This window comes from Enterobacter cloacae complex sp. P16RS2, assembly GCF_014982155.1.
GTDB classification, from domain to species: Bacteria; Pseudomonadota; Gammaproteobacteria; order Enterobacterales; family Enterobacteriaceae; genus Enterobacter; species Enterobacter cloacae_M.
On sequence record NZ_JADCKW010000029.1, the window covers coordinates 1 to 26,348 of the forward strand.

At 56.3% G+C, this 26,348-nt stretch carries 29 protein-coding genes; 9 read left to right on the forward strand and 20 right to left on the reverse strand.

Features of this window, described 5'->3' with window-relative positions; all coding sequences use genetic code 11:
• The coding region (locus INF68_RS23295) for a hypothetical protein (RefSeq protein ID WP_227412903.1) at positions 1–185 on the forward strand (185 nt) is incomplete at its 5' end.
• Between the two features lie 22 nt (positions 186–207).
• Entirely contained in the window at positions 208–966 is a 759-nt protein-coding gene (gene tam / locus INF68_RS17895; RefSeq protein WP_126787353.1) for a trans-aconitate 2-methyltransferase, read from the forward strand.
• A 4-nt stretch (positions 967–970) separates the two neighbouring features.
• Here tam and INF68_RS17900 read toward each other — a convergent pair whose 3' ends face one another.
• From INF68_RS17900 to INF68_RS17925, 6 genes are all read right to left on the reverse strand, one after another.
• Positions 971–2,161 carry a cytochrome c biogenesis protein/redoxin gene (locus tag INF68_RS17900; RefSeq protein WP_126787352.1) on the reverse strand — a complete coding sequence of 397 codons (1,191 nt, stop codon included), beginning with the start codon at positions 2,159–2,161 and terminating at the stop codon, positions 971–973.
• Between the two features lie 135 nt (positions 2,162–2,296).
• Entirely contained in the window at positions 2,297–3,595 is a 1,299-nt protein-coding gene (locus INF68_RS17905) for an ATP-binding protein (protein WP_126787351.1), read from the reverse strand.
• A complete protein-coding gene (locus INF68_RS17910; RefSeq protein ID WP_109844165.1) occupies positions 3,592–4,332 on the reverse strand; it encodes a response regulator in 741 nt (246 codons plus the stop codon). The genes INF68_RS17905 and INF68_RS17910 overlap by 4 nt, the downstream gene beginning before the upstream one ends.
• Before the next feature lie 44 nt (positions 4,333–4,376).
• Positions 4,377–5,372: an alpha/beta fold hydrolase gene (locus INF68_RS17915; protein ID WP_126787350.1), complete on the reverse strand. Its 996-nt coding sequence runs from the start codon at positions 5,370–5,372 to the stop codon at positions 4,377–4,379.
• Between the two features lie 145 nt (positions 5,373–5,517).
• Positions 5,518–5,958 (reverse strand): GNAT family N-acetyltransferase, encoded by a 441-nt coding sequence (locus INF68_RS17920; RefSeq protein ID WP_126787349.1) that lies wholly within the window; start codon positions 5,956–5,958, stop codon positions 5,518–5,520.
• A gap of 12 nt (positions 5,959–5,970) precedes the next feature.
• Positions 5,971–6,441: a GNAT family N-acetyltransferase gene (locus INF68_RS17925; protein ID WP_126787348.1), complete on the reverse strand. Its 471-nt coding sequence runs from the start codon at positions 6,439–6,441 to the stop codon at positions 5,971–5,973.
• A 117-nt stretch (positions 6,442–6,558) separates the two neighbouring features.
• On the opposite strand from INF68_RS17925, the gene INF68_RS17930 reads away from it, so the two are divergent.
• Positions 6,559–7,107, forward strand: coding sequence for a GNAT family N-acetyltransferase (locus INF68_RS17930; RefSeq protein WP_126787347.1), 549 nt, complete (start codon positions 6,559–6,561; stop codon positions 7,105–7,107).
• Here the strand turns inward: INF68_RS17930 and INF68_RS17935 are convergent.
• The 9 genes from INF68_RS17935 to sad form a co-directional block, all read right to left on the reverse strand.
• Complete coding sequence (locus INF68_RS17935) at positions 7,095–8,009, reverse strand: bestrophin family protein (RefSeq protein WP_063409653.1); 915 nt, start codon at positions 8,007–8,009, stop codon at positions 7,095–7,097. The genes INF68_RS17930 and INF68_RS17935 overlap by 13 nt on opposite strands.
• A gap of 200 nt (positions 8,010–8,209) precedes the next feature.
• Entirely contained in the window at positions 8,210–9,661 is a 1,452-nt protein-coding gene (locus tag INF68_RS17940; protein WP_126787346.1) for a tagaturonate reductase, read from the reverse strand.
• A 118-nt stretch (positions 9,662–9,779) separates the two neighbouring features.
• Positions 9,780–10,307 carry a GNAT family N-acetyltransferase gene (locus INF68_RS17945; protein WP_023311796.1) on the reverse strand — a complete coding sequence of 176 codons (528 nt, stop codon included), beginning with the start codon at positions 10,305–10,307 and terminating at the stop codon, positions 9,780–9,782.
• Positions 10,308–10,389: 82 nt separating this feature from the next.
• Positions 10,390–11,355 carry a sensor domain-containing diguanylate cyclase gene (locus INF68_RS17950; protein WP_126787345.1) on the reverse strand — a complete coding sequence of 322 codons (966 nt, stop codon included), beginning with the start codon at positions 11,353–11,355 and terminating at the stop codon, positions 10,390–10,392.
• Between the two features lie 119 nt (positions 11,356–11,474).
• Positions 11,475–12,914 (reverse strand): GGDEF domain-containing protein, encoded by a 1,440-nt coding sequence (locus INF68_RS17955; protein WP_126787344.1) that lies wholly within the window; start codon positions 12,912–12,914, stop codon positions 11,475–11,477.
• Between the two features lie 113 nt (positions 12,915–13,027).
• A complete protein-coding gene (locus tag INF68_RS17960; protein WP_045354969.1) occupies positions 13,028–13,384 on the reverse strand; it encodes a DUF4186 domain-containing protein in 357 nt (118 codons plus the stop codon).
• Entirely contained in the window at positions 13,384–14,310 is a 927-nt protein-coding gene (gene glsB, locus INF68_RS17965; protein WP_023311792.1) for a glutaminase B, read from the reverse strand. The genes INF68_RS17960 and glsB overlap by 1 nt, the downstream gene beginning before the upstream one ends.
• 62 nt (positions 14,311–14,372) lie before the next feature.
• Positions 14,373–15,962, reverse strand: a complete 1,590-nt coding sequence (locus INF68_RS17970; RefSeq protein ID WP_126787342.1) for a methyl-accepting chemotaxis protein — start codon at positions 15,960–15,962, stop codon at positions 14,373–14,375.
• 111 nt (positions 15,963–16,073) lie between these two features.
• Positions 16,074–17,462: a succinate-semialdehyde dehydrogenase gene (gene sad / locus INF68_RS17975; RefSeq protein WP_126787341.1), complete on the reverse strand. Its 1,389-nt coding sequence runs from the start codon at positions 17,460–17,462 to the stop codon at positions 16,074–16,076.
• A gap of 98 nt (positions 17,463–17,560) precedes the next feature.
• Here sad and INF68_RS17980 point away from each other — a divergent pair, with 98 nt between their 5' ends.
• Entirely contained in the window at positions 17,561–18,439 is an 879-nt protein-coding gene (locus tag INF68_RS17980; RefSeq protein WP_109844174.1) for a LysR family transcriptional regulator, read from the forward strand.
• Here INF68_RS17980 and INF68_RS17985 read toward each other — a convergent pair.
• From INF68_RS17985 to INF68_RS17995, 3 genes are all read right to left on the reverse strand, one after another.
• On the reverse strand, positions 18,393–18,875 hold the full coding sequence (locus INF68_RS17985; RefSeq protein ID WP_126787340.1) for a GNAT family N-acetyltransferase: 483 nt from the start codon (positions 18,873–18,875) through the stop codon (positions 18,393–18,395). The two genes, INF68_RS17980 and INF68_RS17985, sit on opposite strands and share 47 nt — an antisense overlap.
• Before the next feature lie 84 nt (positions 18,876–18,959).
• Complete coding sequence (locus INF68_RS17990; protein WP_109844175.1) at positions 18,960–19,751, reverse strand: PhzF family phenazine biosynthesis protein; 792 nt, start codon at positions 19,749–19,751, stop codon at positions 18,960–18,962.
• A 27-nt stretch (positions 19,752–19,778) separates the two neighbouring features.
• Complete coding sequence (locus INF68_RS17995; RefSeq protein ID WP_126787339.1) at positions 19,779–20,567, reverse strand: PhzF family phenazine biosynthesis protein; 789 nt, start codon at positions 20,565–20,567, stop codon at positions 19,779–19,781.
• 177 nt (positions 20,568–20,744) lie between these two features.
• On the opposite strand from INF68_RS17995, the gene INF68_RS18000 reads away from it, so the two are divergent.
• Positions 20,745–21,941 carry a sugar transporter gene (locus INF68_RS18000; RefSeq protein WP_126787338.1) on the forward strand — a complete coding sequence of 399 codons (1,197 nt, stop codon included), beginning with the start codon at positions 20,745–20,747 and terminating at the stop codon, positions 21,939–21,941.
• Positions 21,942–21,984: 43 nt separating this feature from the next.
• On the opposite strand, the gene INF68_RS18005 is transcribed toward INF68_RS18000, so the two are convergent.
• Entirely contained in the window at positions 21,985–22,650 is a 666-nt protein-coding gene (locus INF68_RS18005; protein ID WP_109844177.1) for a MarC family NAAT transporter, read from the reverse strand.
• 255 nt (positions 22,651–22,905) lie between these two features.
• Here INF68_RS18005 and marR point away from each other — a divergent pair, with 255 nt between their 5' ends.
• From marR to marB, 3 genes are read left to right on the forward strand one after another with little or no spacing between them, the layout of a single operon-like run.
• A complete protein-coding gene (gene marR / locus INF68_RS18010) occupies positions 22,906–23,340 on the forward strand; it encodes a multiple antibiotic resistance transcriptional regulator MarR (RefSeq protein WP_008502236.1) in 435 nt (144 codons plus the stop codon).
• 20 nt (positions 23,341–23,360) lie between these two features.
• Complete coding sequence (gene marA, locus INF68_RS18015; protein WP_008502237.1) at positions 23,361–23,741, forward strand: MDR efflux pump AcrAB transcriptional activator MarA; 381 nt, start codon at positions 23,361–23,363, stop codon at positions 23,739–23,741.
• A 32-nt stretch (positions 23,742–23,773) separates the two neighbouring features.
• A complete protein-coding gene (gene marB, locus INF68_RS18020; RefSeq protein WP_029741246.1) occupies positions 23,774–23,992 on the forward strand; it encodes a multiple antibiotic resistance protein MarB in 219 nt (72 codons plus the stop codon).
• Positions 23,993–24,024: 32 nt separating this feature from the next.
• Here marB and eamA read toward each other — a convergent pair whose 3' ends face one another.
• On the reverse strand, positions 24,025–24,927 hold the full coding sequence (eamA, locus tag INF68_RS18025) for an O-acetylserine/cysteine exporter (RefSeq protein WP_126787337.1): 903 nt from the start codon (positions 24,925–24,927) through the stop codon (positions 24,025–24,027).
• A gap of 193 nt (positions 24,928–25,120) precedes the next feature.
• Between eamA and ydeE the strand changes: the two genes are divergently transcribed.
• Positions 25,121–26,314, forward strand: coding sequence for an efflux MFS transporter YdeE (gene ydeE / locus INF68_RS18030; RefSeq protein WP_063441504.1), 1,194 nt, complete (start codon positions 25,121–25,123; stop codon positions 26,312–26,314).
• Positions 26,315–26,348 lie beyond the last annotated feature (34 nt).

Genomic DNA, 26,348 nt, shown 5'->3' on the forward strand with positions numbered 1-26,348 from the left:
ATCTAATATTTATAGTTTCGGGTACAGAGCGTAAGAAGCACTTAGCCGATAAAAGATTAAAAAACGATAATCATAAAATAATTACAATTAAAGTATTGCCCCTTAAGAATTTAAGGGGTAATATTTCCTTTTTCTTATTTTTTCCCTATTATCTCTGTTCTTACTGCTGTGCTACTCTTGCATAAGCATGCTAAACGGAGAACCAAAATGGCCGACTGGAATCCTTCTCTTTACCTGCAATACGGCGCGGAAAGAACGCGTCCTGCCGCAGAACTGCTCGCCAGAATTCCTCTGGATGAGGTCTCCACCATCGCTGATTTAGGTTGCGGGCCGGGAAACAGCACCGCGCTGTTGAAGCATCGCTGGCCTTCGGCGCACATTACCGGGGTCGACAACTCCCCTGCAATGCTCGAGGAAGCAAGAGCCGCATTGCCTGGCTGCCATTTTGTTGAGGCCGATATCCGCCAGTACAAGCCTGGCCAGCCGCTGAGCCTGATTTATGCCAACGCTTCGCTGCAATGGGTTCCTGACCACTACGATCTCCTTCCTCATCTCGTTTCTTTGCTCACGCTTAACGGCGTATTAGCGATCCAGATGCCTGACAACTGGCTTGAACCCACTCACGTAGCGATGCGTGAAGTGGCGCTGGAGCAAGACTACCCTGACCGCGGCCGTGAACCTCTCCCGGGTGTGCATGCCTATTACGACATCTTGTCGGAGGCGGGCTGTGACGTGGATATCTGGCGGACAACCTATTTCCATAAAATGAGCTCGCACCAGGCCATTATTGACTGGGTAAGCGCCACCGGCTTGCGTCCGTGGCTCCAGGAACTGAACGAGAGCGAGCAGAAACGTTTCCTGAAACGCTACCATGAACTGCTGGAAGAGCAGTATCCGCTCCAGGAAAATGGGCAGATACTGCTCGCTTTTCCGCGGCTATTTATCGTGGCGCAACGCCAACCCTGACGGGTTATGACCTGGCTTCTTTCAGCAGCTGCTGAATGATCTTTTCCTGCTGCGCATAATCTCCTTCGCCAAAGGCGGTATAGCGTAGCTGGCCTTTGGCATCGAAATAGTAATGCGCTGGCCAGTACTGGTTCCCGAAAGCGTTCCAGATTTGATAATTGTTATCCGTCACAACCCGATACGGCAGCTGCCATTTCTCCACCGCATTTTTTACCGACGAAAGCGGTTTTTCCCAGGGGTACTCCGGGGTGTGAACCCCGATGACCACCAGACCCTGAGACTGGTACTTTGTGGCCCAGTCTCGCACGTGGGGAAGCGTATGCTGGCAGTTAATACAATCCCACGTCCAGAAATCAATTAACACCACCTTCCCTCGCAGGGATTCAGACGTGACAGGGTCACCGTTAATCCACACTGTCCCCCCGCTTAACGAAGGCAGCTGGCTGCTGGGCTCTGTCATCACGACCGGCCGGAGCTTCACCGGCGCGGCAGTGGGTTTCGCCAGCGTCAAAAGTGTTGTCTCCAGACGGTCCGCAACGCCGTTTGCTCCTTTCAGAAACGAAGTCATTCCTGTCGCGTTAAATACGACTGCCGCCAGCATCACCACGCCAGCCCCCTGTCGCAGCCTTTCCATCAGCGCCGATTTTGCTCTTAACGGCGCCATCAGCGTGCGGCCTCCTGAAACGAGCAGGCTCAGCATCAGTGCGCATCCGCTGCCGTAGGCCGCCAGCAGCGCGCCCGTCGTAATGGCCGAGTGGCCCGCGATATTAATGCTGAAAATGGCGCCCAGTATGGGACCGGCGCAGGGAGACCAGAGCAGCCCCACCGCGAGCCCGGCCAGAAAAGCCGATGCCAGACCGCGCGTTTGCCCGCTTCGGGTGTTCAGGACATTTCCCGCGCTGACGGCCGGACCCGCAATACGCTGGGCGAATGACGGAAAAATTAAGGCCAGCGCGGCCGTGGCCAGAATAACGAGGGCGATCCAGCGCCCGACGATGGTTGCCTCTGCTATCCACTCGCTGGCGACGGTGACGGCCATCGCCACCAGGGTGAACATCACGATCATCCCCGCGAGCAGAGCCAGAATATGTCGTCGCTGTCCCTGAAAACCGGCGAACAGGAGCGGAATAACCGGGAGAGTACATGGACTGAGCAGGCTTATCATCCCGCCCAGAAAAGCGATTACCAGAAACATAGAAACCTCACAATACAAGTCCTGCGACGCTGCAGTGAGGCTATTTCATCGTGCGGATGTGTTCAGGATATGTGTAAAAACGCAGGTTTTGTCTGGCTCTGTATCACCCAGGCCGGGAGATACAAAGCCGTACAATTAACGGCGCGGTAGCGTAATGGAGACATCCAGTCCGCCTCCGGCCCGGTTCGTCAGGTTGAGCTTTCCTTCAAGCTGAGCGGTGAGCTGCGCGGCAATCGCCAGTCCGAGTCCTGTTCCGCCGGTATCGCGGTTGCGCGATGTTTCCACCCGGTAGAACGGCTGTAAAACCGCCTCAAGCTCGGCTTCAGGGATCCCCGGCCCGTCGTCCGTGATGTGGATAACCACCTCCCGGTCAGACGAATCATCGATGGCTATTACAGCGCGTTCGCCGAATTTGAGCGCGTTATCCAGCAGGTTAGTCATCACCCGGCGGAGCGCCTGCGGACGAGTAACGATCGGTAAGCGAGTATCGCTTGCCTGAAACTGCACGTTTTTACCGATGTCCTGATAATCGCAGGCGATGCTGTTGACCCAGGCGTTTAGCTCCAGCTTCAGCGAGCTCTCTTCCAGCGATTCTGATGACCGGGCATACGCAATCCCCTCCCGCACCAGACGCGTCATGTTATCAAGGTCGTTCAGAAGCTTGTCGCGAAGTTCTGGTTCCCCTGCTATTTCGACACGGAGCTTCATGCGGGTAATCGGGGTCTGGAGATCGTGAGAAATGGACGCCAGGATCTGCGCGCGCTCCCGGAGATAAGACTGAATGCGCGCCTGCATTGCGTTGAAGGCATGCGCTGCACGCTGCACCTCAAGCGGACCTTTCTCCGTCATTGGCGTGCTGGCCGCCGGATCCAGCGAATCCACCGCGCGGGTAAATTCTGAAAAAGGCCGCACCACCTGCCGCACGGCAATCCAGGCGCACGCAGCCAGCAGCAGCAGCTGCAGGATCAGCACTACGGGCAACCAGCTGGCGACCGGCGGCATGCGCGGGATCAGGTCAACGGTCAGCGGCGCGCCGTCGTGCAGCGTCAGATGCGCCTGGATGTGTGAAACGGCACCAGGGACGGCGGTGAAGCTGAGCGGGTACTGTGTCGCGAGCGTCGCTTTTAAGGTTCGGATGGCGTCCTGCGAACGCCTATCCGTCGGCGCGTTGCCGGGCTCTCCCGGCCCCAGAATATAGCGGTAGTTACCCCGTTCGAGGCGCGGAAGCCAGGCCGCGCGTTCGCTGGCCGGTAAGCGGTCTAAAATGGCGACGCTGGTTGCGACGTCGTTTTCCAGATTACCGAGCATCACCGTTCTGGCGCTGTGCATTCGTTCAATCATGACCAGCGTCAGGCTCAGGGCGTTGGCCAGCAGCAGGCCGGACAGCACGACGAGCAGCAAGCGGGCCAGCAGCGAGCGTGGCCAGAACCTCATTCGTTAGCCTCTTTGATGGTGACCGGCATCGTAAAAACGTAGCCTTCGCTGCGCACGGTCTTGATATAGGCGGGCGTGCGGGCATCTTCGTTCAGGCGCTGACGGACCCGGCTAACCAGCAGGTCGATAGAACGTTCAAACAGCTCGGCGTCTCGCCCCTGCGTCAGGTTGAGCAGCTGATCGCGGGACAGCACCCGCTGAGGATGGTCAAGGAAAACGCGCAGCAGGCGATACTCCGCCCCGCTGAGTGCGACGATCACCCCTTCCGGATCGATTAAGTGGCGGGCAACGGTATCGAGCTGCCATTCGCCGAACATCACCAGCCGCCCGGCTTCTGTCACCTGCAGATTGGGCGGCATCGTGCGAAAACGTCGTAAAATCGCTTTGATACGCGCCAGCAGTTCACGGGCGACAAACGGCTTCACCACGTAGTCATCCGCGCCCATCTCCAGACCCAGGATCCTGTCCGTCTCCTCATTGCGGGCCGTCAGCATCAGGATGGGCAGATCTTTATATTTCCCGACGCGTAGCTCTCGACACAGCGTAAGGCCGTCGTCGCCGGGCATCATGACATCCAGCACCACCAGGTCGATATGCTGTTTATCCAGCACGACGCGCATCTCTTTACCGTTGGCCGCGCCCGTCGCGCGATAGCCAGACTTACCGAGATAATCGACAATCAGTTCACGAATATCCCTGTCGTCATCGACGACAAGGATATGATCAATATGCTCCACCGAAATCTCCAGACCGAAGGTTAACGTACTGAAAATAGCACATTTCAGAGCTTGTCCGCGTCAACGACGGCCTTGACGAAATCCTGCGGATCTTCCTGAGGCGGATTGTGCCCCACGTTTGCCCCGAAGGTGCGGTGCTCATATTTACCGGTAAATTTACCCGCGTAGGCCTGCGGTGCCGGATGCGGCGCACCGTTATTCCCGCCTTCAATGGTGATTGTTGGAACGGTGATATTCGGCAGCGTAGCGAGTTTTTGCTCGTAGCTGTCGTATTTGCGCTCGCCTTTTTCCAGCCCTAAACGCCAGCGATAGTTGCTGAGCGTCACGGCGACGTGATCCGGGTTATCGAGGGATTTGGCGCTGGCGTTAAAAACAGCATCGCTAAATTTCCAGTCAGGCGAGGCCTGAGACCAGATTAAGCGCGCGAAGTCATGCGTGTTTTTGGCATAGCCCTCAGCACCGCGCGCGGTGGCGAAATAGAACTGATACCACCACTGCTGCTCCGCTTTTGGCGGCAGCGGCTGTTTGCCAATCTGCTGGCTGCTGATGAGATACCCGCTCACCGACACCAGTGACTTAACGCGCTCTGGCCACAGCGCCGCAACGATATCCGCCGTACGAGCGCCCCAGTCATATCCTGCAAATACCGCCTGCTTAATATTCAGGGCATCCATCAGGTTCACAATATCTTTCGCCATGGCTGAAGGCTGGCCGTTGCGCGGCGTTTTGGCTGACAGGAAGCGCGTGGTGCCGTAGCCGCGCAGAGACGGCACTATTACCCGATAGCCTTTTGCCGCCAGCGCGGGTGCAACCTCGGCGTAGCTGTGAATATCGTAGGGCCAGCCGTGCAGTAAAATTACCGGCTGGCCGTTTTTCGGGCCGATGTCGACATAACCGACGTTCAAATCGCCGGCGTTAATTTGCTGCGGACGATCGAAGGCTGCCGCGAAATTTGTGCCGGTGACTTCAGCCTGACAGGACATCACGGTGCCAAGCGAAACGGTCAGTGCGAGGGTTGAGTACGCGAATTTGCTAAACATGTTGGTATCTCCGGTTGAGTACAATTCACGGGGATATAACAACACGGCAATGTATAGCGGATATGTGCGAAAGCGGGTTTATTGCAAGCCTGTGTATGTATCCGGGACGCAGATACAGTGTGATACAAACACAGGCGTTGTCGTCTTAAAGGGAGAGGCGATAGCGGACGTAGTCGTCAGCCTCAACATATTTGTCATAGAGTTTACGCGCCGGGTTGTTCTCCCGGGTGACCCAGTACAGTTTTGACCACCCTTCGCGCTTGCCTTCCACAATCAGAGCATCAATAAGCGCCTTACCGGCTCCCGCCCCGCGGTCGTCGGCATCAACAAACAGATCTTCCAGGTAGCAGACGGGGGCCGTTGACCAGGTTCCTTCATGCAGAATGCACATCGCGAAACCGATGACCTTTTGGTCCTTCTCGACCACCCGGCAAAACATCCGGGAATGCTCTGAGAGCGCCCTTTCCCATGTCGATGCGGTGACGGATTCCTCGAGGTAGCAATCATAAAAATGGGTATAGCCATCCCAAAGCGGTCGCCATTGGGAGTAATCGTCTTCGCATAGAGGTCTTACCGTGACAGCCATGTGTTCCTCACATTACAAATCGATCGCCATTTCGAAACAGCGTAAATCAGCCCCCGCCATACGCGAGTGATGATAGGTTTCGCTCAGCGTCACAAACCCCAGTTTCTGATAAAACGACTGGGCGTTAGGCGTTGCATCCAGCCTCAGGCGGGCTATCCCCCGGCTGCGGGCCTCATTTTTTAGCGCCTCGATAATCCGGGTCGCCATGCCTTTACCGGATGCAGCGGGCAAGGTGAATATCGCCTCCAGACAGTGGGTATCCAGATCCAGATAGCCGGTTGCCGCAATATCACCCTTTTCATCTTCCACCACGTAAAAAGGGTATTCAATGACCATCTGCCGATAGCGTTCTGGCATGAGATCCGGCGTCCAGCGCGCAATGACGTCGGCGCCGTAGCTGGTTTTACAGCCGTGACGAATCGCCTGATTGCGAATATTCCAGAGTATTTCGGCTTCCTGCGGGTTTGCCCGTCTTAATGCCATGATGACCTCTGCAATTCTTAGTAGTATGGGAAAAGAGCTCACTGGGATAGAGTGCCGTTAAGATGAAAATACCAGAACGCAAACAAAAGCATAACGCTTAAATATGGAGATCCGCGGATGACGATACCGACGCTCACGACAGAACGTGTACTGCTAAAACCGCTGGTTGCCGAAGATGCGCCTCAGATACAAAAGCTTTATCCGCGTTGGGAGATTGTCCGCTATATGGTCTCTTCCGTGCCATGGCCCTACCCGGATAACGGCGCGGAAAACTATGTCAACAACGTGGCGCTGCCGGATATGGCAAAAGGGATCGCCTGGTTCTGGAGCATCCGCCGTCGCGAGGTGCCGGATGAGTTGATGGGTATTATCTGTTTGTATGATGTCGAAGATAACAACCGTGGATTCTGGTTGGCCCCGGAGTTTCAGGGCCAGGGATACATGCGCGAGGCCAGCATTGTCGCGACGGATTTCTGGTTTAATACCCTAAACAAACCCGTATTGCGCGCGCCGAAAGCCGCCACCAACAGCCGCTCCCGGCGTATTTCAGACAGTAGCGGCATGCGGCTTATCAGAACGGAACAAAAAGCCTACGTCAGCGGCATGCTGGATTCTGAACTGTGGGAAATCACCCGCGACGAGTGGAATGCCCGTCAGGTCAGCTGATAATGCTTATCCGGCATCAGCCTTTCCGGAATGTTCTCTTCATCGTTCATCTGCAGCAGATCGCGTTCCATCATGTTGCAGATGGCGTCCAGGGGCAGATCGTTATCTTCTGTGCCGAACGGGTCTTCCAGCTCTTCCGCCAGGGTGTCCAGCGAGATAAAGGTGTAGGAGATCAGCGCCGAGACAAACGGCGTCATGTAGTGCAGATCCACAACCAGCGCGAACGGCAGCATGATGCAGAACAGATACACCGTGCGGTGCAAAATCAGCGTATAGGCAAACGGCACAGGCGTTGTCGCAATGCGCTCGCAGCCGGAAAGGACGATGGACATATCGTTCAGACGGTTGTTCAGGCTGTGGAACAGGATGTCTGAAAGCTGGCCGTTTCGCCGCCGCACGGCCAGCCACTCCCCCATGATCAGTAAAATACGGTTCGCCGGCGAGTTGGCGCTCATCACGTGGCGTAAATCATCCGGAGCAAGATAGCTAGAGAGCTTTTCGGCGTTCAGGTCCCGGCGCAGGGTCATACGCAGGCAGTTGGCAAAAGCTATCTGCAGGCGGACAAATTCCCCCAGATGCTTATCGTCAGGTAAGGTGTTTTTTACCTCGCGAAACAGCGAGCGTGCCGCTATCATCAGCTGCCCCCACAGCAGGCGAGCCTCAACGTAGCGTGAATAACAGGCGTTGTTTCTGAAACCCAGAAAGATAGCGATCGCCACGCCGAGAATGCTAAATGGCGCCACGGTAAATTTGATGCCCAGCGAGGTATACCACGGCAGCATCAGGATAACGGCGATAGAAAGCAGGAAGTTGAGCAGCAGTCGGGTGTAAATTTTGGGAAGTACCGAACCGTGCCAGACAAAAATCAGTTGTAGCCAGTGCTGTTTAGGACGAACAATCATAGTGAGTTTCAGGAAGGAAAAGAGCGTGGCTATTAAACGTGATCTCCCTCACCGTTGCAAGCATGTTAACGGAACATTGAATTTTATGACCTGCTTAGCGATAACCGCACGGTGTTGCATGTGGTTTTAAAAAAAGAGCAAATAGTATGTTGTAACTAAATTAAGATGTAATTAAACCCGGCCGAAGCCGGGTGGCGTCATTAGCACAGGGGTTTCACCGCTGCGCGCATTCCCTTCAGGAGAATGGCGTCAAGATCCAGGGTGACCTGGTCGACAAGTCCGGAGACCTGCGTGAGATCCTGTTCCCAGTGCTCGCTCACGCTCAGCACAGATTGCACCAGCTCACGTGTGCTCAACTGCTGGTCGCGATGCTGTGCCCACAGCTGTTGATAACGTTCCAGCCAGAATGCATCATCCTGAACCGGGTAGTTTTCCCCGTTACGCTCCCCGCGATAAAACGCTATCAATGCAGCCAGCGCAAACGTCAGACGCGCGGGCAGTTGTCCGCTTGCCTTCTGCCCTGCCAGCAGCTGCGGCAGGATGCGGGTGCGGTATTTGGTCATGCCGTTGAGCGCGATGGAGAGCAGCTGGTGTCTGATGTAAGGGTTGCGAAAACGCCCAGTTACCGCGCTGGCGAAAGATTCCAGCTCGTCACGCGGCAGATCGAGGACAGGAATAATCTCCTGATAAATCGCTTTTTCGACGAACGCGCAGAACTCTGCATCATTCATCGCCTCGCCCACCGTATCCAGCCCAGCCTGGAATGCCACCGGCACCAGCGCGGTGTGTGCGCCGTTCAGGATAGCGACTTTGCGCTCTTTGTAGGGCCGGATGTCGTCGACAATCAGCACGTTTAACGGATACTTATCCAGACGGAGTTCCTGAGCAAGGGATGCCGGCCCCTGGATAACGAACAGATAGAAATGTTCAGCCGTATCCAGGAACCCATCGTGATAACCCAGCTCAGCCTCCAGCGTGGCCGCTTCGTCGCGCGGGTATCCGGTCACGATACGGTCGACCAGCGTAGAGCAGAAGCTGTTGGCGTCATTTAGCCACTGAATAAAGGCCGCAGGCAGCGCCCACTCCCGGGCATAGCGCAGGACAAGTTCATGCAGCGCAGCGCCGTTGTAGTCAATCAGCTCGCACGGAATGATGATCCAGCCTTTATCCGCTGCACCGTTGAAGTGGTTAAAGCGCTCAAACAGCAGTCGAGTTAGCTTCGCCGGGTAGCTCACCGCAGGGGCATCGTCGAATCTGTCCCCCGCGTGGTAGCTGATACCCGCCTCGGTGGTGTTCGAGAAAACAAAACGCATGTCCGGATTGTGCGCCTGTTTCAGGAACGCATCATACTGGCCGTAGACGTCGATCTCCCGGTTAACCGAGCGGATAAGACGGCTCTCACTCACCGCTTCACCCTGCCCGTTCAGGCCGCGAATGATAGTGGTATAGAGACCATCCTGAGTGTTCAGCGACGGCGGGAAGTCGCTCTGAATAGGACGAACGATAACCACACCGGCGTTAAGATCGGTATGTTCATTTAGCAGGTCAATTTGCCAGTCGACAAACGCACGCAGGAAGTTGCCTTCACCAAACTGAATAATGCGTTCCGGGTATTGAGCACCGGGAAAATCACGACGGTTGAGCGTGTTCACAAGAGGGTTCCTTTTATGATTAGTCATACAGCCTGATAAGATTGGTACGATAACTTATCAAAACTTAACGACCAGAAACCCTGTTTTGATCAATCCACGGTGTAGTTGTACAAAATAATCATAAGAACTTATAGAACACGGAGGTGGCCGTCATGGCGCCGTCCGGCATCAGGGCATAGCGCGGGATCTCCCCCACCTTTTGCCAGCCGGCGCGCTGGTAGAACGTCTCGGCGCCGCTGCCGGTGGAGGTATCGAGCACCAGAACCGAAATATCTCTGGCCCGCGCCTCCGCTTCAAGCGCTTCCATCAAGGCCATCGCGGCACCTTTCCGGCGCGCTTTCTCGTGAACCAGCAGCTTCGCCACATCGGCGCGATGCGGCTGGTTTTCCGGCTGGTCGACGATCAGCTGCACCGTTCCGATGACGCCGTCCTGCGGGTCGATACTGGCCAGCACGAGGCGCTCGTTGCGCCCTACGCTTTCAGCGATGCCGCGCCAGAACGAACGAGCCTTATCCAGACTAAAGGGAAGCATAAAGCTGACGGATGCCCCGCCGCTCACACAGTTTTCGAGGATCGCGGCCAGCGCATCAAGATGGGTGAGAATGTCGTCTCGGGTGAGGTTTTTAATTTGCAGTGAGGTATTCATTGTTTTTCCTTACGTTGAATACCGTCACTCTGCATTTAACATCTTCTTAACGCAAACGAATCGGACATACGCTTTTGTTATGTTACCGGGCGCGCTGGCGCTGCTGTTTCATGGCATACATCTTTTCATCGGCATCTTTTAACCACTGCTGCAGGTCGTTGCCGTTATGATCGAATTCACTGAGCCCCCACGAGAAATGGAGAGACCAGGGATGTAGCTTGCGGGCGTTATAGTTTTCTACCTGCTCGGCAAGATACTGCATGGCAATCCAGGCGCCCTGCTCATCCGTATCCGCGAACAGCACGGCGAACTCGTCCCCGCCAAAACGCACCAGCAGATCCGCCTCACGGAAAGAGGCGCGCATCAGCTGCGCCATCGCTTTCAGCGCCTTATCCCCCTCTTCATGCCCGAAGCGATCGTTAATTTCCTTAAAGCGATCCAAATCCAGCCAGCCGAGCGTGAGCGGCTCAGCGCGACGTCGGGCAACGGAAAGCGTGAACCGCACGAGCTGATTAAAGCCCCGACGGTTGAATAACCCGGTTAATTCATCCGTGGTCGCCGCGCTGATGGCAGCAAATTCATCCTCTGCCAGCGCGCCAAGGTCCCCCAGCACGGCGAGGTCGGCGGCAGAAAACTCGCGGGGAGCGTAATCAATCAGGCACAGCGAGCCAACGCTTGCGCCGTCGCGCAGGCGCAGCGGGAAGCCCGCGTAAAACCGCACGCGAGGCTCACCGGCCACCAGCGGGTTATCCGCAAAGCGATCGTCCTGAAGCATATCCCCCACCACCAGCGGCGCTTCGGTGAGGATCGTATGCCCGCAAAATGAGATATTACGCGGAACGCTTCCGGGTGCCTGACCGTCGGACGACTTGACGATCAGCGAATGCTCATCGATAAGATTGACCATCGCCAGCGGCACCTGGAAAAAGCGTTTTGCCAGACGCGTTAAGCGGTCAAACGCCGGGGAACTGTCAATCTCAAGCAAACCAGACTCGCGCAGCGAGTTGAGACGTTCCGTTTCATTTTCAGGGGTTGCAGGTGCTTTCATAATGTCTCCTGACGTAAAGCGTTACTAAAAGCGTAGCTTAAACAGAGACATTGTCAGTGTTCTGACGTCCTGTTAAGCCGCTTACTATTCACGTCAATGCCTTATGACGATTAACGCAGCTATGTTTCACTCCCGGAGGGCGCGGCAATCTGCTCGTCCACCACCCGGGCGCTGGTACGGTTTCGACCCGCTTTTTTGGAACGATAGAGATGATCGTCCGCTTCGGCCATGAGCTTGTTGAAGACCTCGGTCAGCTGCCAGGACTCAGCCTTTCCGCTGCCGAGGCCAATGCTGACCGTCAGATAGAGCGTCTGGTGACGCCATGTAAAAGGATGACTGGCAACGGTGGATCGTATACGTTCAGCCAGTTCAAAACCATGCTGCGCGTCGCCTGAATTGACCACCACGGCGAACTCTTCCCCGCCCATGCGCGCCACCATGCCGTCTTCACCGACGACCTGCTGAACCTGTCGGGCAAACGACGCCAGCACGCGATCTCCGCACTCGTGGCCGTAGTTATCATTAATGCTCTTGAAATAATCAATATCCAGCAGCATGACGGTCAGAAAACGCGTATGCCGGTGCGTCTCTTCATGCTTTAACGCCTCATAAAGCCCGGAACGCGAGTAGACGTGCGTTAAAAAGTCATAATCCGCCCTCAGTGAAACCTGGCGGATCAGGGAATTAATCGCCGCCATGCTGACGGAAACCATCACCGGACAGATCGCCATCGTGGCGATCCCCAGCCGGGCTGAAAACATCATTGGCGTCGTAAACGGCGTCGCCACGGCAATATTAATAATCGAGTTGGCGACCAGAATGATTTCAGTGGCGCCCGTGACAAACGTCAGCAGACAGGTCGCAGGCAATGAGTAGCGAACCGCACACCAGATAAGCGCAGGCAGAGGAAACGAGAGGCTCCCCGCTCCGCCAATCACCACCGACGCGATCACCGAGACGATCAGCGCAATTACCGGCAGCAGCTGCTCCAGACGTAACCTGAATTCGCGCACGGGCATGCCTATCGTGAGCATACAGGGCACAACAAGCACGCCGGTTGAGAACTGCTCGCTAAACCAGTCGGCAAACAGCGGCCAGAAGGTATGACTGTCAATCCCGACCGACCCTACCGCGCCGAGCAAGGCGCAAAGCAGCGCGGCAATCAGACAGTAGTTAAACAGGCGTAATGCGTTAAGCGGATCGGGAGTTTTCTTCATCAGCCGCTTGTCGCGCTGAACCAGCACGGCGACGACGACGATAAAGATCATGTTTGACAGGTTGATCGTCACTGAGGCCAACCCCCAGTTGGTCGTTACCGCGTCGTACAACAGCATCGCGACATAACATACCGCATAGTAATGCAGGCGATTCAGATAAACATAGCGGGCGAAGATCCCTGCCATGACGCCGTTCAGCGGCCAGAACAGCGACAGGGCTTCAATGAGCCGTAATTCCGCGCCCACAAAATAGAATAAGGTTGTAAGGATGAAGATCGTCGCTGCATTTCGCAGCGGCGTGTCAACCTGGAACGGCCTGATAGCGGTAAGAGCAGAACGCATTAAATATCATTCCATATGAGAGCTTATGGCAATTATTGCGGTCGTCAGCATGATCGGGACTAACTTGGGATGCATCTATAACACAAATACCACGGGAGTATAACTCGTCAAATTTAGGCGTTCATCTGCAGCACCAGCCAGTGGTGGATGACGCTGACGATATAATTTTGTTGCTGCGCCGTGAGCGTTACGCCCTGTGGAATGTTATGCCACTTTGCCAGACAGCCCCGGCAACAGGTAGCGGTGGCATGCTGGGCGATAAATACCGGGTGACCGCGCATGGGCGTCTGTTTACCGTCGTTGGCGGGGTGCGCGGGCGCAAGGCGCTTTTCGACAAAATCCGCGGCGTGCCGATCAATGGTTTCGGGGCCTTTGTCCCAGCAGTACTGTCTTTCCTTATCGCCTAAGCGAAAGCGCGAGCGAAATGTCGATCGCGCCAGGCGGGAAAAGAGAGGATCCAGATCGGACATCAGTATACGGAACGTCCCAGGCGCTGGGTCAGTTTCTCCAGAACCGCCACGCCGGCAAGGGAATTTCCCGTTTCATCCAGTTCCGGGCTCCAGACGGCTATCGCCATTTCATGCGGCACAATCGCCACGACCCCGCCGCCGACGCCCGATTTAGCCGGAAGCCCAACGCGCCAGGCAAACTCACCGGCGTTTTGATACATCCCGCTGGTGGCCATCAGCGCGTTAACCTGCCGGGCCTGAAGCGGAGAAACCACCTCCTGATCGAGATGCGGCGCGTGCCCCTGGTGCGCAAGGAACAGGAACGTCTGGGCCAGCTCAACGCAGCTCATTTTCAGGGCGCAGTAATGGAAGTAGTTTTGCAGCACGGTCGCCACGTCGTTGTGGAAATTACCGAAGGATTTCATCAGCCACGCGATAGCCGCGTTACGGGCGGAGTGTTCAAACTCCGAGCGTGCCACCACCGCATCATAGGCAATATCGTCAACGCCAGAGAGCTGGCGAACAATCTCCAGCATTCGCTGACGCGGCGCGCTGAGGCGGCTTTGCAGCATATCGCAGACCACCAGCGCCCCGGCATTGATAAAGGGATTTCGCGGTTTACCCTGTTCAATCTCGAGCTGAAGCAGCGAGTTAAAAGGCTGGCCGGAAGGATCTTTACCGACACGCTGCCAGATCTCTTCTTCTTCATACTGGCGCATCGCCGCAACCAGACTCAGCACTTTCGAAATGGACTGAATGGAAAAACGCTCAGTCGCATCGCCTGCCTGGTATCGCTGTCCGTCAATGGTACAGATAGCAATCCCCAGCTTATTCCCGCTCACCGAGGCAAGGGCCGGAATATAGTCGGCAACCTTCCCCTTTCCAATTAACGGACGAACCTGCGCCAGAATCTCGTCCAACATCTCATTATGGATGACCGCAGCCACACTTTGCTCCTTGCCCTCAGGCTAAAACGGGCTGCGAGTATAACAGAGGCTTATGTATTGCGTCAGGCGCTAAGACGAAAACGCGAAACGGCCTGCAATAAAAGATCGGATTGCTTTTGCAGCCGCTCAGAGGCATCCGAGGCGTCTGAGACCAGCAGGTCCGTCTGACGGGAGACCTGATTCAGCGCCTGAAGCTGGCGCGTCATCTGGTGAATACTGTCTCCCTGGCTGAGTGTGGCGGTTGAGATCTCATTAAGCAAACTGCTTAAATTGCCCACCAGACCGGTGACCTGCTGCAGATTTTCTTCCATCAGGTTAACGGCGCGGGAACCGTCTTCAATACCCTGCAGCGAACGGTTGATCAGCTCCTGAATGGTCTGCGCCGAGTGGCTGCTTTTTCTGGCCAAAAGCCCGACTTCCCTGGCGACGACGGCAAAGCCGCGCCCCTGGTTTCCGGCATGGGCCGCCTCGATGGCCGCATTCAGCGCCAGGATGTTGGTCTGAAACGCCACGCTGTCGATCATCGCCACGATCCCGCGCATCTCAGAAGATCGGTCGACGATCGCCTGCATAGACGCATTCACGGTAGACATCATTCGGTCGCCGCCCACGGCCGCCTGACGCGCCTCATCGGCCCGCGAGCTGGCGAGCCTGGCATAGCCGGTATTCCCTTCCACATGGCTTTCCAGCGCCGCAATATGCGCCGTCACATCCTCAAGCTCTTTCGCCTGGCGCGCTGACTGCTGATACAGCTTCTGGTTACCCTGCGCAAGTGAGTCAATGTTCTCCACCATCGTTGCGGTGGCATGGCTGACCTGCGTCACCAGCTGCTGCAGACCGTGCTGCATAGTCGTAATACTGTCGCTAAGCTGACCTATCTCCCGGTTGAAGCGCATGACGTTCGGCGGCGTGCCGGAGAGATCCCCTGCCGCCAGCCGGTTAATATGCGCAATCAACCGACGCAGCGGCGTAATCACCCATCTGGACATGCCGAACCAGACGACAACCGCGATGGCAAGCAACAGCACCGGCGCAAACAGGAACAACGTTTGCAGGGCGGAGAGCTGCGCCATTAAGCTCTGACGCCCCTGCATGGCCTGCTTCTCGCTTGCCTGCTGATAGCGCGCATAGTTATCGTTAAAATCAGACTGAAACGCCTGAGCCGGAACGGCAAAAAACGCGTCGATCGTGTTGGTCTTGAGAAGCCCTTCAGCCTGCTCGTTGATCGCGCCGTAAAAAAGCTGATAGCTGTTCACCAGGGAGTCGTCTTTCGGCGGATTCAGCGCCAGCCAGGCCTTCCACGCCTGCTGAGAAACCGCCAGCGCCTTTTGCGCATCATCCATCAGGCTGTGCCAGCTCCCTTCGGAGCCGGTCTCTTTATCCTGCATAAACCAGACGCCGGAGCGGTTAAGGAGATCGCTTGCGGCCAGCAGAGAGACGCGAGCCAAATCCAGCTTGCTCTGCTGCTGCCAGGCGAGAAGGTTTTGCTGCTCGTTGCGCTGGGCGTCGTTCAGGGAGGCGTTAAGCAGGAATGAGGAGGAGAGCTGCAGCGCGGAGAAAAGGCCGATAATGCAAAAGATACCCGTCAGCAGGCCAAAGTGACGAGGGGTAAGACGCTGCGCAATACGGCGAAAAATTTGCGTTAGGTTCATAATTAGCTTCATTTACAATGCGTTAGACGCGAGCGAGTCTACGAAATGAAAATGACAGAACCATTGCAGAATAGTGACAACGGCCCTCGCGATGAGGGCCGAAATTAAGGATTACACGCGATCCTTCCACACCGTCTGCGCATTACAGAACTCGTGCAAGCCAAAGTGGGAAAGCTCGCGGCCAAAGCCGCTTTTCTTCACGCCGCCAAAGGCTACGCGCGCATCGCTGGCGCTAAAGCCGTTGATAAACACCCCACCGCACTCCAGCTCGCGGGAGAAGGTCTCTGCCAGCGCATCACTGGCGGTAAAGACCGTGGCTGACAGACCAAAATCGCTGTCGTTGGCCAGCATCAGGGCGTGCTCCGCGTCTGTTGCTACCGTAACGGCCGCGACCGGACCAAACAGTTCCTGGCGAAACGCCGTCATCGACGCTGTGACGTTGGTCAGCACGGTTGGCGCGTAGTAATTGCCCTCTCCGCTGATTTTCTCTCCGCCCAGCAGCAGCGTTGCCCCTTCGGCCAGGGTGGCCTGCACCTGCTGATGCAGCTCATCGCGCAGGTCAAAACGCGCCATCGGGCCCAGGTAATTCTCTTCTTCTTCCGGCGCGCCCATCTTTAACGCGGCGACGGCGTCGACGAAGCGGCGGGTAAAGGTCTCTGCGATACCCTCCTCGACGATAAAACGTTTCGCCGCCGCGCACACCTGTCCGGTATTCTGATAGCGACCCGCCACCGCCGCCTTCACGGCAAGATCCAGGTCGGCATCGTTGAGCACGATAAACGGGTCGGAGCCACCCAGCTCAAGAACGCATTTTTTCAGCGCGGCTCCTGCCTGCGCGCCAATGGCCGCACCGGCACGCACGCTGCCGGTGACGGTCACCGCCGCAATACGGCGATCGTTAATCGCCTGGCTTACGCCGTCATTGGTGGCGTTCATCCAGCCGAATACGCCTTCAGGGAAACCGGCATCCGCAAAGATCTGCCCAATAAGATCCGCAGAGCCGAGCACGTTTGGGGCATGCTTAAGCAGATAGCTGTTACCTGCCAGCAGGATCGGCACCGCGCCGCGCAGCACCTGCCAGAGCGGGAAGTTCCAGGGCATTACCGCGAGAATCGGCCCCAGCGGACGGTATTCAATGACCGCGTTGTGGTTTTCCACCAGCGTGGGTTCCGCACGCAGCATCGCCGGGCCATGCTCGGCATACCAGTCGCACAGACCGGCGGATTTTGCCACTTCCGCCCGCGCCTGCAGGATGGGTTTCCCCATTTCACGGGAGATGGTCTGCGCCATCTCTTCTGCGCGGTTTCGCAGCGCTGCGCCGAGATCCCGCAGCTTCTGCGCCCGATGGGATACGCTTTCGCGTCGCCACTGGCGATACCCCGCGTCAGACTGAGAAATCGCGCGTTCAACCTCTTCCGGCGTAGCCCAGGCGAAGGCACCGAGGGTTTCCCCCGTTGCCGGGTTAACGGACAGGGCATGTGTAGCAGATGAATATTTCATGATGTTCTCCACGCATTTCGGTTGATTGATTGTGGCTCACTCTGCTATTTCTTAAAAATGAATAATACTAACCACCTTATTCACGAAACGAGAATGCTATGGACTTAACCCAGCTTGAAATGTTTAACGCCGTCGCGCTGACGGGCAGCATCACCCAGGCGGCGCAGAAGGTGCATCGCGTGCCGTCCAACCTGACGACCCGCATCCGCCAGCTGGAAGCCGATCTTGGCGTTGAGCTGTTTATTCGTGAGAACCAGCGTTTGCGTTTATCCCCTGCCGGGCATAACTTCCTGCGCTACAGCAGGCAGATCCTCGCCCTGGTGGATGAAGCGCGCATGGTCGTCGCGGGTGATGAGCCGCAGGGGTTATTTGCCCTCGGCGCGCTGGAAAGCACCGCCGCGGTGCGCATTCCCGAAACGCTGGCGCAGTTTAACCAGCGCTATCCGCGCATCCAGTTTGCCCTTTCTACCGGGCCATCCGGGACGATGATTGATGGCGTACTGGAGGGAACCCTCAGCGCCGCCTTTGTCGACGGGCCGCTGTCGCACCCGGAGCTGGAGGGCATGCCGGTCTACCGGGAAGAGATGATGCTGGTCACGCCTGCCGGGCACGCGGAGGTCGCCCGCGCTACGCAGGTCAGCGGCAGCGACGTTTATGCCTTTCGCGCGAACTGCTCGTACCGTCGACATCTGGAAAGCTGGTTTCATGCGGACAGAACCACGCCCGGCCGCATTCATGAGATGGAGTCCTATCACGGCATGCTCGCCTGCGTCATTGCGGGCGCGGGCATCGCGCTGATGCCGCGCTCGATGCTGGAGAGTATGCCGGGACATCATCAGGTTGAAGCCTGGCCGCTGGCGGAAAACTGGCGCTGGCTTACAACCTGGCTGGTGTGGCGGCGCGGAGCGATGACCCGCCAGCTGGAAGCCTTTATAGCGCTGCTAAACGAACGTCTTCAACCAGCGCCTTCTCCATAAACAGGCTGAGCGGATCGTCAGCGTACGGAGCAAATGCCGGACGCAAATCGTACCCGCACTGCTCGTACAGACGAACCGCAGCGCGCTGTTTGATGCCCGTCTCCAGCCTTACCGTGTGGCAATGGCGGCTCAGGGCCTCATCTTCCAGGGCGGCCAGCAGCGTCTCGCCGAGATGTTGCCCGCGATGGGCCGGGTCGATATAGACCCGCTTCATCTCCCCCGTTCCGTCGCCGTTGAGCACGATGGCTCCGCAGCCTACGGCATGAAGCTGCTGGTCACGAATAACCATCAGGATCAGCGAGGTTTCCGGCAGCGCAGACAGGTCGAGCAGATGATTGCTTTCGGCGGGATAGAGTTCGCTCTGATAACGGTCAAGCGCCGCGATCAGCGTGAGAATGTCCGGATGACGTGCAGATTCAGAGGTAATGGAATACATGGCAGGCTCCTTGCTGTTTTTATATCAACATAGCTCAGGCCTGCCGGGGTGGTTCATAGTATTAACTTATAGCGCGTCTCTCAGCTAGCGCAGGAAGATTCGCCCTTTCAGATACAGCGTAGCCTGGCCGCCAATCAGCACGCGGTCGCCCTTCAGCTCGCAGCGCAGATCCCCGCCACGGTATGACACCTGGCGGGCATTGAGTGACGTTTTGCCCAGTATTTCACTCCAGTAAGGGATCAGCATGCTGTGGGCGGATCCGGTGACCGGATCCTCCGGCACCCCTTCGCCAGGGCAGAAGAAGCGGCTGACGAAGTCATATTCTTCTCCCGGCGCCGTCACGCAGACCATTTTATCCAGCGGAAGCATGGCTCCGATATCCGGCGTTAACGCTTCCACCTGCTGCTGGCTCTCCAGCACCACCATGTAATCGCGTCCGACGCGCACCTCTTTTGCCTCCGTGATGCCCAGCGCGCTAAACAGCACTTCAGGTGGGTTCTCGACGATTTCCGTCGACCACGCGGGGAAGTTCAGCGTCAGCCAGTCGCCGCTGCGTTTGACGGTCAGCTCGCCGACAAAGCGGGTGGTGAAGGTGATTTCGGTATGCGGATAATCAAGGTATTCGAAAATGACGTGCGATGCGGCAAGCGTAGCGTGACCGCAGAGGTTAATTTCATCCAGCGTGGTGAACCAGCGCAGCTCAAACCCGCCGTCGGTGCGCACGAAAAAGGCGGTCTCAGACTGGTTATGCTGCTGCGCCATTTTGAGCAGCGTTTCGTCCGGCAGCCACTCTTCCAGAGGACATACCGCTGCGGCGTTGCCGCCAAAGGTTTTATCGCTGAAGGCATCCACCAGATAAAAATCAATTTCCTGCATTGTCTCTTCCTCTCTTGTTATGGGGTTTTAGCGCAGAAAAACTGTGCCTTTCAGATAAAGCGCGGCCTGCCCGCTCATCAGCACGCGCGAACCTTTCAGCTCGCAGCGTACGTCGCCGCCGCGCGCTGAAACCTGACGGGCAAACATCGTGGTTTTGCCCAGCTTTTCGCTCCAGTAAGGGATCAGCATGGTGTGCGCGGAGCCGGTGACCGGATCTTCCGGGACGGAAACGCCCGGTGAGAAAAATCGGCTGACAAAATCATATTCCCCCTCCCCGCGCGCCGTAACGCTGACCTTATGCTCGCCTGGCGTCATCGCCGAGAAGCGTGGCGCAAGCGCTTCAACCTGCTGGCGATTCTCCAGAACGATCAGCCAGGCGCGCCCTTTACGGGCTTCAACGTAGCGGCTGATACCCAGCGCCGAGAGCATCTCCGGCGGGGGTGTCTCCTGATGGGTTGGGCATGCCGGGAAGTCCAGCGTCATCCACTCCCCCTCCCGGCTGACCGTCAGGCGGCCAGAGGCGGTATCAAAGTGGATCCGCGAATCCGGGTAATCCAGCTCGGTAAACAGCACGTGCGCGGCCGCAAGCGTAGCGTGGCCGCAGAGATTGACTTCGGTAAGCGTGGTAAACCAGCGTAGCTCAATGCCCCCTTTACTGCAGACGAAAAAAGCCGTCTCCGACTGATTATGCTGCTGCGCCATTTTCAGCAAGGTCTCATCGGGTAACCATTCCTTGAGCGGGCAAACGGCGGCCGGATTGCCGCCAAACGAGGTGTCGCTGAACGCATCTACCAGATAAAAATCAATCTCCTGCATTGTCTTACCGCCTGTTTTTATTGTGTTGTTCTTTTATATTCAATGAAAACGACGTTCCCGGCTACCGCTTTCATAAGGTAAATATTGAGATCTGCATCACATAATGGTTGAGTTTTCGCCGTTCGACGTTTTAAGATCGTCTTCTCTTCTTTTCAGCAACGAATCTCCGACATCCCTATGACAACGAACACAGTTTCCCGCAGGGTTGCGTGGCTACGCGTGGTCACGCTGGCCATTGCCGCGTTTATTTTTAACACCACAGAATTTGTTCCGGTTGGGCTGTTGTCTGACATCGCTGAAAGTTTCCAGATGGAAACGGCCCAGGTGGGCATAATGTTGACCATCTACGCCTGGGTAGTGGCGCTGATGTCCTTGCCGTTTATGCTTTTGACCAGCCAGATCGAGCGGCGCAGGCTGCTGATCGGTCTGTTTGTGCTGTTCATCGCCAGCCATGTCCTGTCGTTTATGGCGTGGAATTTTACGGTGCTGGTCATCAGCCGCATCGGCATTGCCTTTGCCCATGCGGTGTTCTGGTCGATCACCGCGTCGCTGGCGATTCGACTCGCGCCAGCGGGTAAACGCGCGCAGGCGCTGAGCCTGATTGCCACCGGTACCGCACTGGCGATGGTGCTGGGTCTGCCGATTGGCCGCATCGTAGGGCAATACTTCGGCTGGCGTACGACCTTCTTCGCCATTGGTATGGGCGCGCTGGTTACGCTGGTATGCCTGATTAAGCTGCTCCCCGCGCTCCCGAGCGAACATTCCGGCTCGCTGAAAAGCCTGCCGCTGCTGATGCGTCGCCCGGCGCTACTGGGTATCTACCTGCTTACCGTCATTGTGGTGACGGCCCATTACACGGCGTACAGCTACATTGAACCCTTTGTTCAGGTGGTGGCGGGCTTTAGCGCCAACTTTGCCACCGTCCTGCTGTTGATCCTCGGCGGAGCGGGCATTATTGGCAGCGTGCTGTTCGGTAAGCTGGGTAACCGGCATGCGTCGACGCTGGTGAGCTGCGCTATCGGTCTGCTGCTGGCCTGCCTGCTGCTGTTGATGCCTGCCGCAGGCAGTGAAAGCCATCTGGCGATCCTCAGCCTGTTCTGGGGCGTGGCGATCATGATTATTGGTCTGGGCATGCAGGTGAAAGTCCTGGCCCTGGCGCCGGATGCAACGGACATCGCCATGTCGCTGTTCTCAGGGATTTTCAATCTGGGGATTGGCGCGGGCGCGCTGGTGGGAAATCAGGTAATACTGCACGTATCAATGTCGGCGATTGGCTATCTGGGCGCCATTCCGGCCCTGGTGGCGCTGGTCTGGTCGGTGCTGATCTTCCGTAAATGGCCGGTGGCGCTGGAGGAACAGGGTCAGCACGGGTGAGTCTTCTTGCCGGGTGGCGGCTTCGCCTTACCCGGCAATCACATCAATGATAGGTCTTAATAATTTCCAGCACGCCGTTAATAATAAACTGCACGCCCATACAGACCAGTAAGAAGCCCATCAGACGGGAAATCGCCTCGATACCGCCCTTGCCTACCCAGCGCATAATGGCGCCAGAACTGCGCAGCGACGCCCACACGATAACCCCGATAATCGCAAAAATCAGCGGTGGCGCAACCGTCAGCACCCAGTCCGGGAAGGTTGCGCTGTCCCGCACCGTTGAGGCGGAGCTGATGATCATCGCGATGGTACCCGGCCCCGCCGTGCTCGGCATGGCAATCGGCACAAAGGCGATATTCGCAGTCGGTTCGGTTTCCAGCTCTTCCGATTTGCTGGCCGCTTCCGGCGACTCATGCGCTTTTTGCGCCGGGAACAGCATGCGGAAACCGATAAAGGCCACAATCAGCCCCCCGGCGATACGCAGGCCGGGGATGGAAATCCCGAAGGTGTTCATCACCACCTGTCCGGCATAGTAAGCCACCATCATGATGGCAAACACATACACGGAGGCCATCATCGACTGATGGTTGCGCTCGGCGCTGTTCATATTCCCTGCCAGCCCGAGGAACAGCGCCACCGTCGTTAACGGGTTAGCCAACGGCAGCAAGACCACCAGCCCAAGGCTGATTGCTTTTATTAAATCCAACATAGTGCGTTGTCGTCCTTATCCATATTTAACACAGCAATTATAGGGTGAAAGTGTGACATTGAGCCATGGGCGCAACGCAACGATTATGTCCGTCCTGGAAAGATAACTCACAGTTATCTATATGATTTGAAAGACCTCAAAAAAAGTTCATGAAACGTTTTAGCAATTCGTGGCATCGGCTGCCTCATTCAGTTGACTTATACTTGCCTGAGCAATAATATCTGCCGTGACTAACTACTTGCCAGGGCAACCATTGTGAAAAGCACCAGTGATATCTTTAACGACGTTGTTCCGCTGGGTCGTCTTATTCATATGGTAAATCAGAAAAAAGATCGCCTGCTCAATGACTATCTGTCACCGCTGGATATCACCGCAACACAGTTCAAAGTGCTGTGTTCCATTCGCTGCGAAGTGTGTATCACACCGGTTGAGCTGAAAAAGGTGCTCTCTGTCGATCTGGGCGCGTTAACCCGCATGCTCGATCGTCTCGTCTGCAAAGGATGGATAGAACGAAGCCCTAACCCGAATGACAAACGCGGCGTACTGGTGAAGCTAACCAGCGATGGCGCGGCCATGTGCGAGCAATGTCATCAATTGGTAGGACAAACACTGCATCAGGAACTAACAAAAAACTTAACGGCAGATGAAGTGGCAACCCTTGAGCTTTTACTCAAGAAAATACTGCCGTAAACAGAAAAAGAGGTATGACGATGTCCAGACGCAATACTGACGCTATCACCATTCATAGCATTTTGGACTGGATCGAAGATAACCTGGAATCGCCGCTCTCCCTTGAAAAAGTGTCAGAGCGTTCAGGTTACTCCAAATGGCACCTGCAACGGATGTTCAAAAAAGAGACCGGTCATTCATTAGGTCAATACATTCGCAGCCGCAAGCTGACGGAAATTGCCCAGAAACTGAAAGAAAGCAATGAGCCGATCCTTTATCTGGCGGAGCGTTACGGATTTGAATCGCAACAAACCCTGACGCGTACGTTCAAGAACTATTTTGACGTGCCGCCTCACAAGTACCGAATCACCAGCGTGCCGGGCGAATCCCGCTACCTGTATCCGTTAAAACACTGTAGTTAATCATCGCCTGTAAAGACGTAACCGAGGAAATCATGAAAGTTACCGCCTCCGCCGCCCTCGCCTTGCTGGTGCTGTTCTCCAGTCAGACCTTCGCGGAGCAAACCCCTCGTGCAACGCAGCAAAATAATCCTGATACGATGATTTTGCCGTCCGCACATGACCAGTCGCCTTATGATTTCAATCATATGGGTGCTGGTAGCGACAAATCCGACGAATTAGGCGTGCCTTATTATAATCAGCACGGCCTCTGATTCGTTTTTGCCCCGCAGACGCGGGGCTTTTTTTATGCCTTTCTTACCCGCGTCGCCCGACGAACCCGCAGGCCAAAGACGTTAATGTACAGTCCGGCCATGATCAGCACGGCGCCAATCAGCTGCAGCGCGCTTAGCGTTTCACCCAGCAAAATCGCTGCGCTGGCAAGCCCTACCACCGGCACCAGCAGGGATAACGGTGCCACGCGCCAGGTTTCATAACGCCCCAGCAGCGATCCCCAGATCCCGTAGCCCACAATGGTGGCGACAAAGGCCAGATAGACAAGAGAAAGGATTGTGGTCAGATCGATTTCGACCAGACTGTTCAGCATCACATCCGGACCATCCAGAATAAACGACGCCGCCAGAAACGGGATTATCGGGATCAGCGCGCTCCAGACCACCAGAGACATCACCGCCGGGCGCGCCTCGTGCTGCATAATCAGCTTGTTGAAGATATTCCCGCAGGCCCAGCTCAGCCCCGCCGCCAGCGTCAGCATAAAGCCGAGCAGCGCCACATGCTGACCATTCAGGCTGGCTTCAATGAGCACCAGCACGCCGAACACCGCCAGCGTAATGCCCGCCAGCTGTTTGCCCTGTAATCGTTCGCCAAACACGAAGGCGCCGAGAATAATGGTAAAGAACGCCTGCGCCTGCAGCACCAGCGAGGCAAGACCGGCCGGCATCCCGAACTTGATGGCGCAGAAGAGAAAGGCGAACTGGCCGAAGCTGATGGTCAGACCGTAGCCCAGCAGCAGATTAAAGGGGATCTTTGGACGCGCCACAAAGAAGATGGCCGGGAATGCGACCAGCAAAAAACGCAAACCGGCCAGCATCAGCGGCGGCATGTTGTGCAACCCCAGCTTGATGACCACAAAATTGAGCCCCCATACTACGACCACCAGCAACGCCAGCAGCCCGTCTTTACGCGTCATACCCTGCCCCTGAATTATTAATTATTTGTTAACACTTCAAGGTAACAGAAAAAAGCGCGCGGCGAGAAGATCATTAATTCTGGCAGTCAGGCGAAGCACTTACGGATAAATTGGGCGCTATACAAGCCCCTTATGTCGTGATACTCCTTTTAGGACACAACATAAAAAGCATAAGCAACTGTCGGGCAGGAATATGAAACCATCTCTCAGGCGCTCAACCGCAGCGCTGCTGGCATCGTCATTGTTATTAACCATTGGTCGGGGGGCAACGCTGCCGTTTATGACCATTTATCTCACGCGCGTCTACAGCATGAGCGTTGAGAATATTGGTTATGCCCTGACGATTGCGCTGACCATCGGCGTAGTGTTCAGCCTGGGATTTGGCATTCTTGCCGATAAGTTTGATAAAAAGCGCTACATGCTGATCGCGATCGTGGCCTTCATCGCCGGATTTGTCGCGATCCCGCTGGTCGATAACGTCACGCTGGTGGTACTGTTCTTTGCGCTGATCAACTGCGCCTATTCCGTCTTTTCGACGGTGCTGAAGGCCTGGTTCTCCGACGTGCTCACCGCAAGCCAGAAAGCGCGCGTCTTCTCGCTTAACTACAGCTTCCTGAACATTGGCTGGACGATCGGGCCGCCGATTGGCACCCTGCTGGTGATGTACAGCCTGCAGCTGCCGTTCTGGCTGGCGGCCTTCTGCGCCGCGCTGCCACTCGGATTCATCCATTTCTTCGTGCAGAAAAGCGTTGCGCTGGATACCGCCGAGGAGAAGATGCCCTGGCAGCCGTCGGTATTGCTGAAAGACCGCGCGCTGTTCTGGTATACGCTCTCTGGCCTGCTCGCGTCATACGTCGGCGGATCGTTCGCGACCTGCATTTCGCAATACGTTCTGGCCGCGCATGCAGACAGTAATTTCGCTGAAAAGGTGGTCGCCGTGGTATTGCCCGTCAACGCCGCCGTGGTGGTGACGCTGCAATATGCGCTGGGCCGCAAGATCTCTGCCAGCAATATTCGCCCGCTGATGACCCTCGCCACCCTGTTTTTTATTGTGGGGCTGGGTGGATTTATGGTCTCTGGAGAAAACCTGGTCTACTGGGGCATCGCTGCCGCCATCTTTACCCTGGGTGAGATTATCTATGCACCGGGCGAATACATGCTGATCGACAACATTGCCCCGCCGGGGATGAAGGCAAGCTATTTCTCCGCGCAGGCGCTGGGCTGGCTCGGCGCGGCGGCAAACCCGATGATCACCGGTATTATCCTGACCAACCTGCCGCACTGGTCGCTATTTGTCATCATGATGGTCGCCATCGTCATTGCGTGGCTGATGATTTTGCGCGGGATGAGCGTGAAGGCGTGGTGTGAAACGCCCAACGTGGCGTAGCGCTTCCAGGCCGGGTGAGGCGTAGCCGCCACCC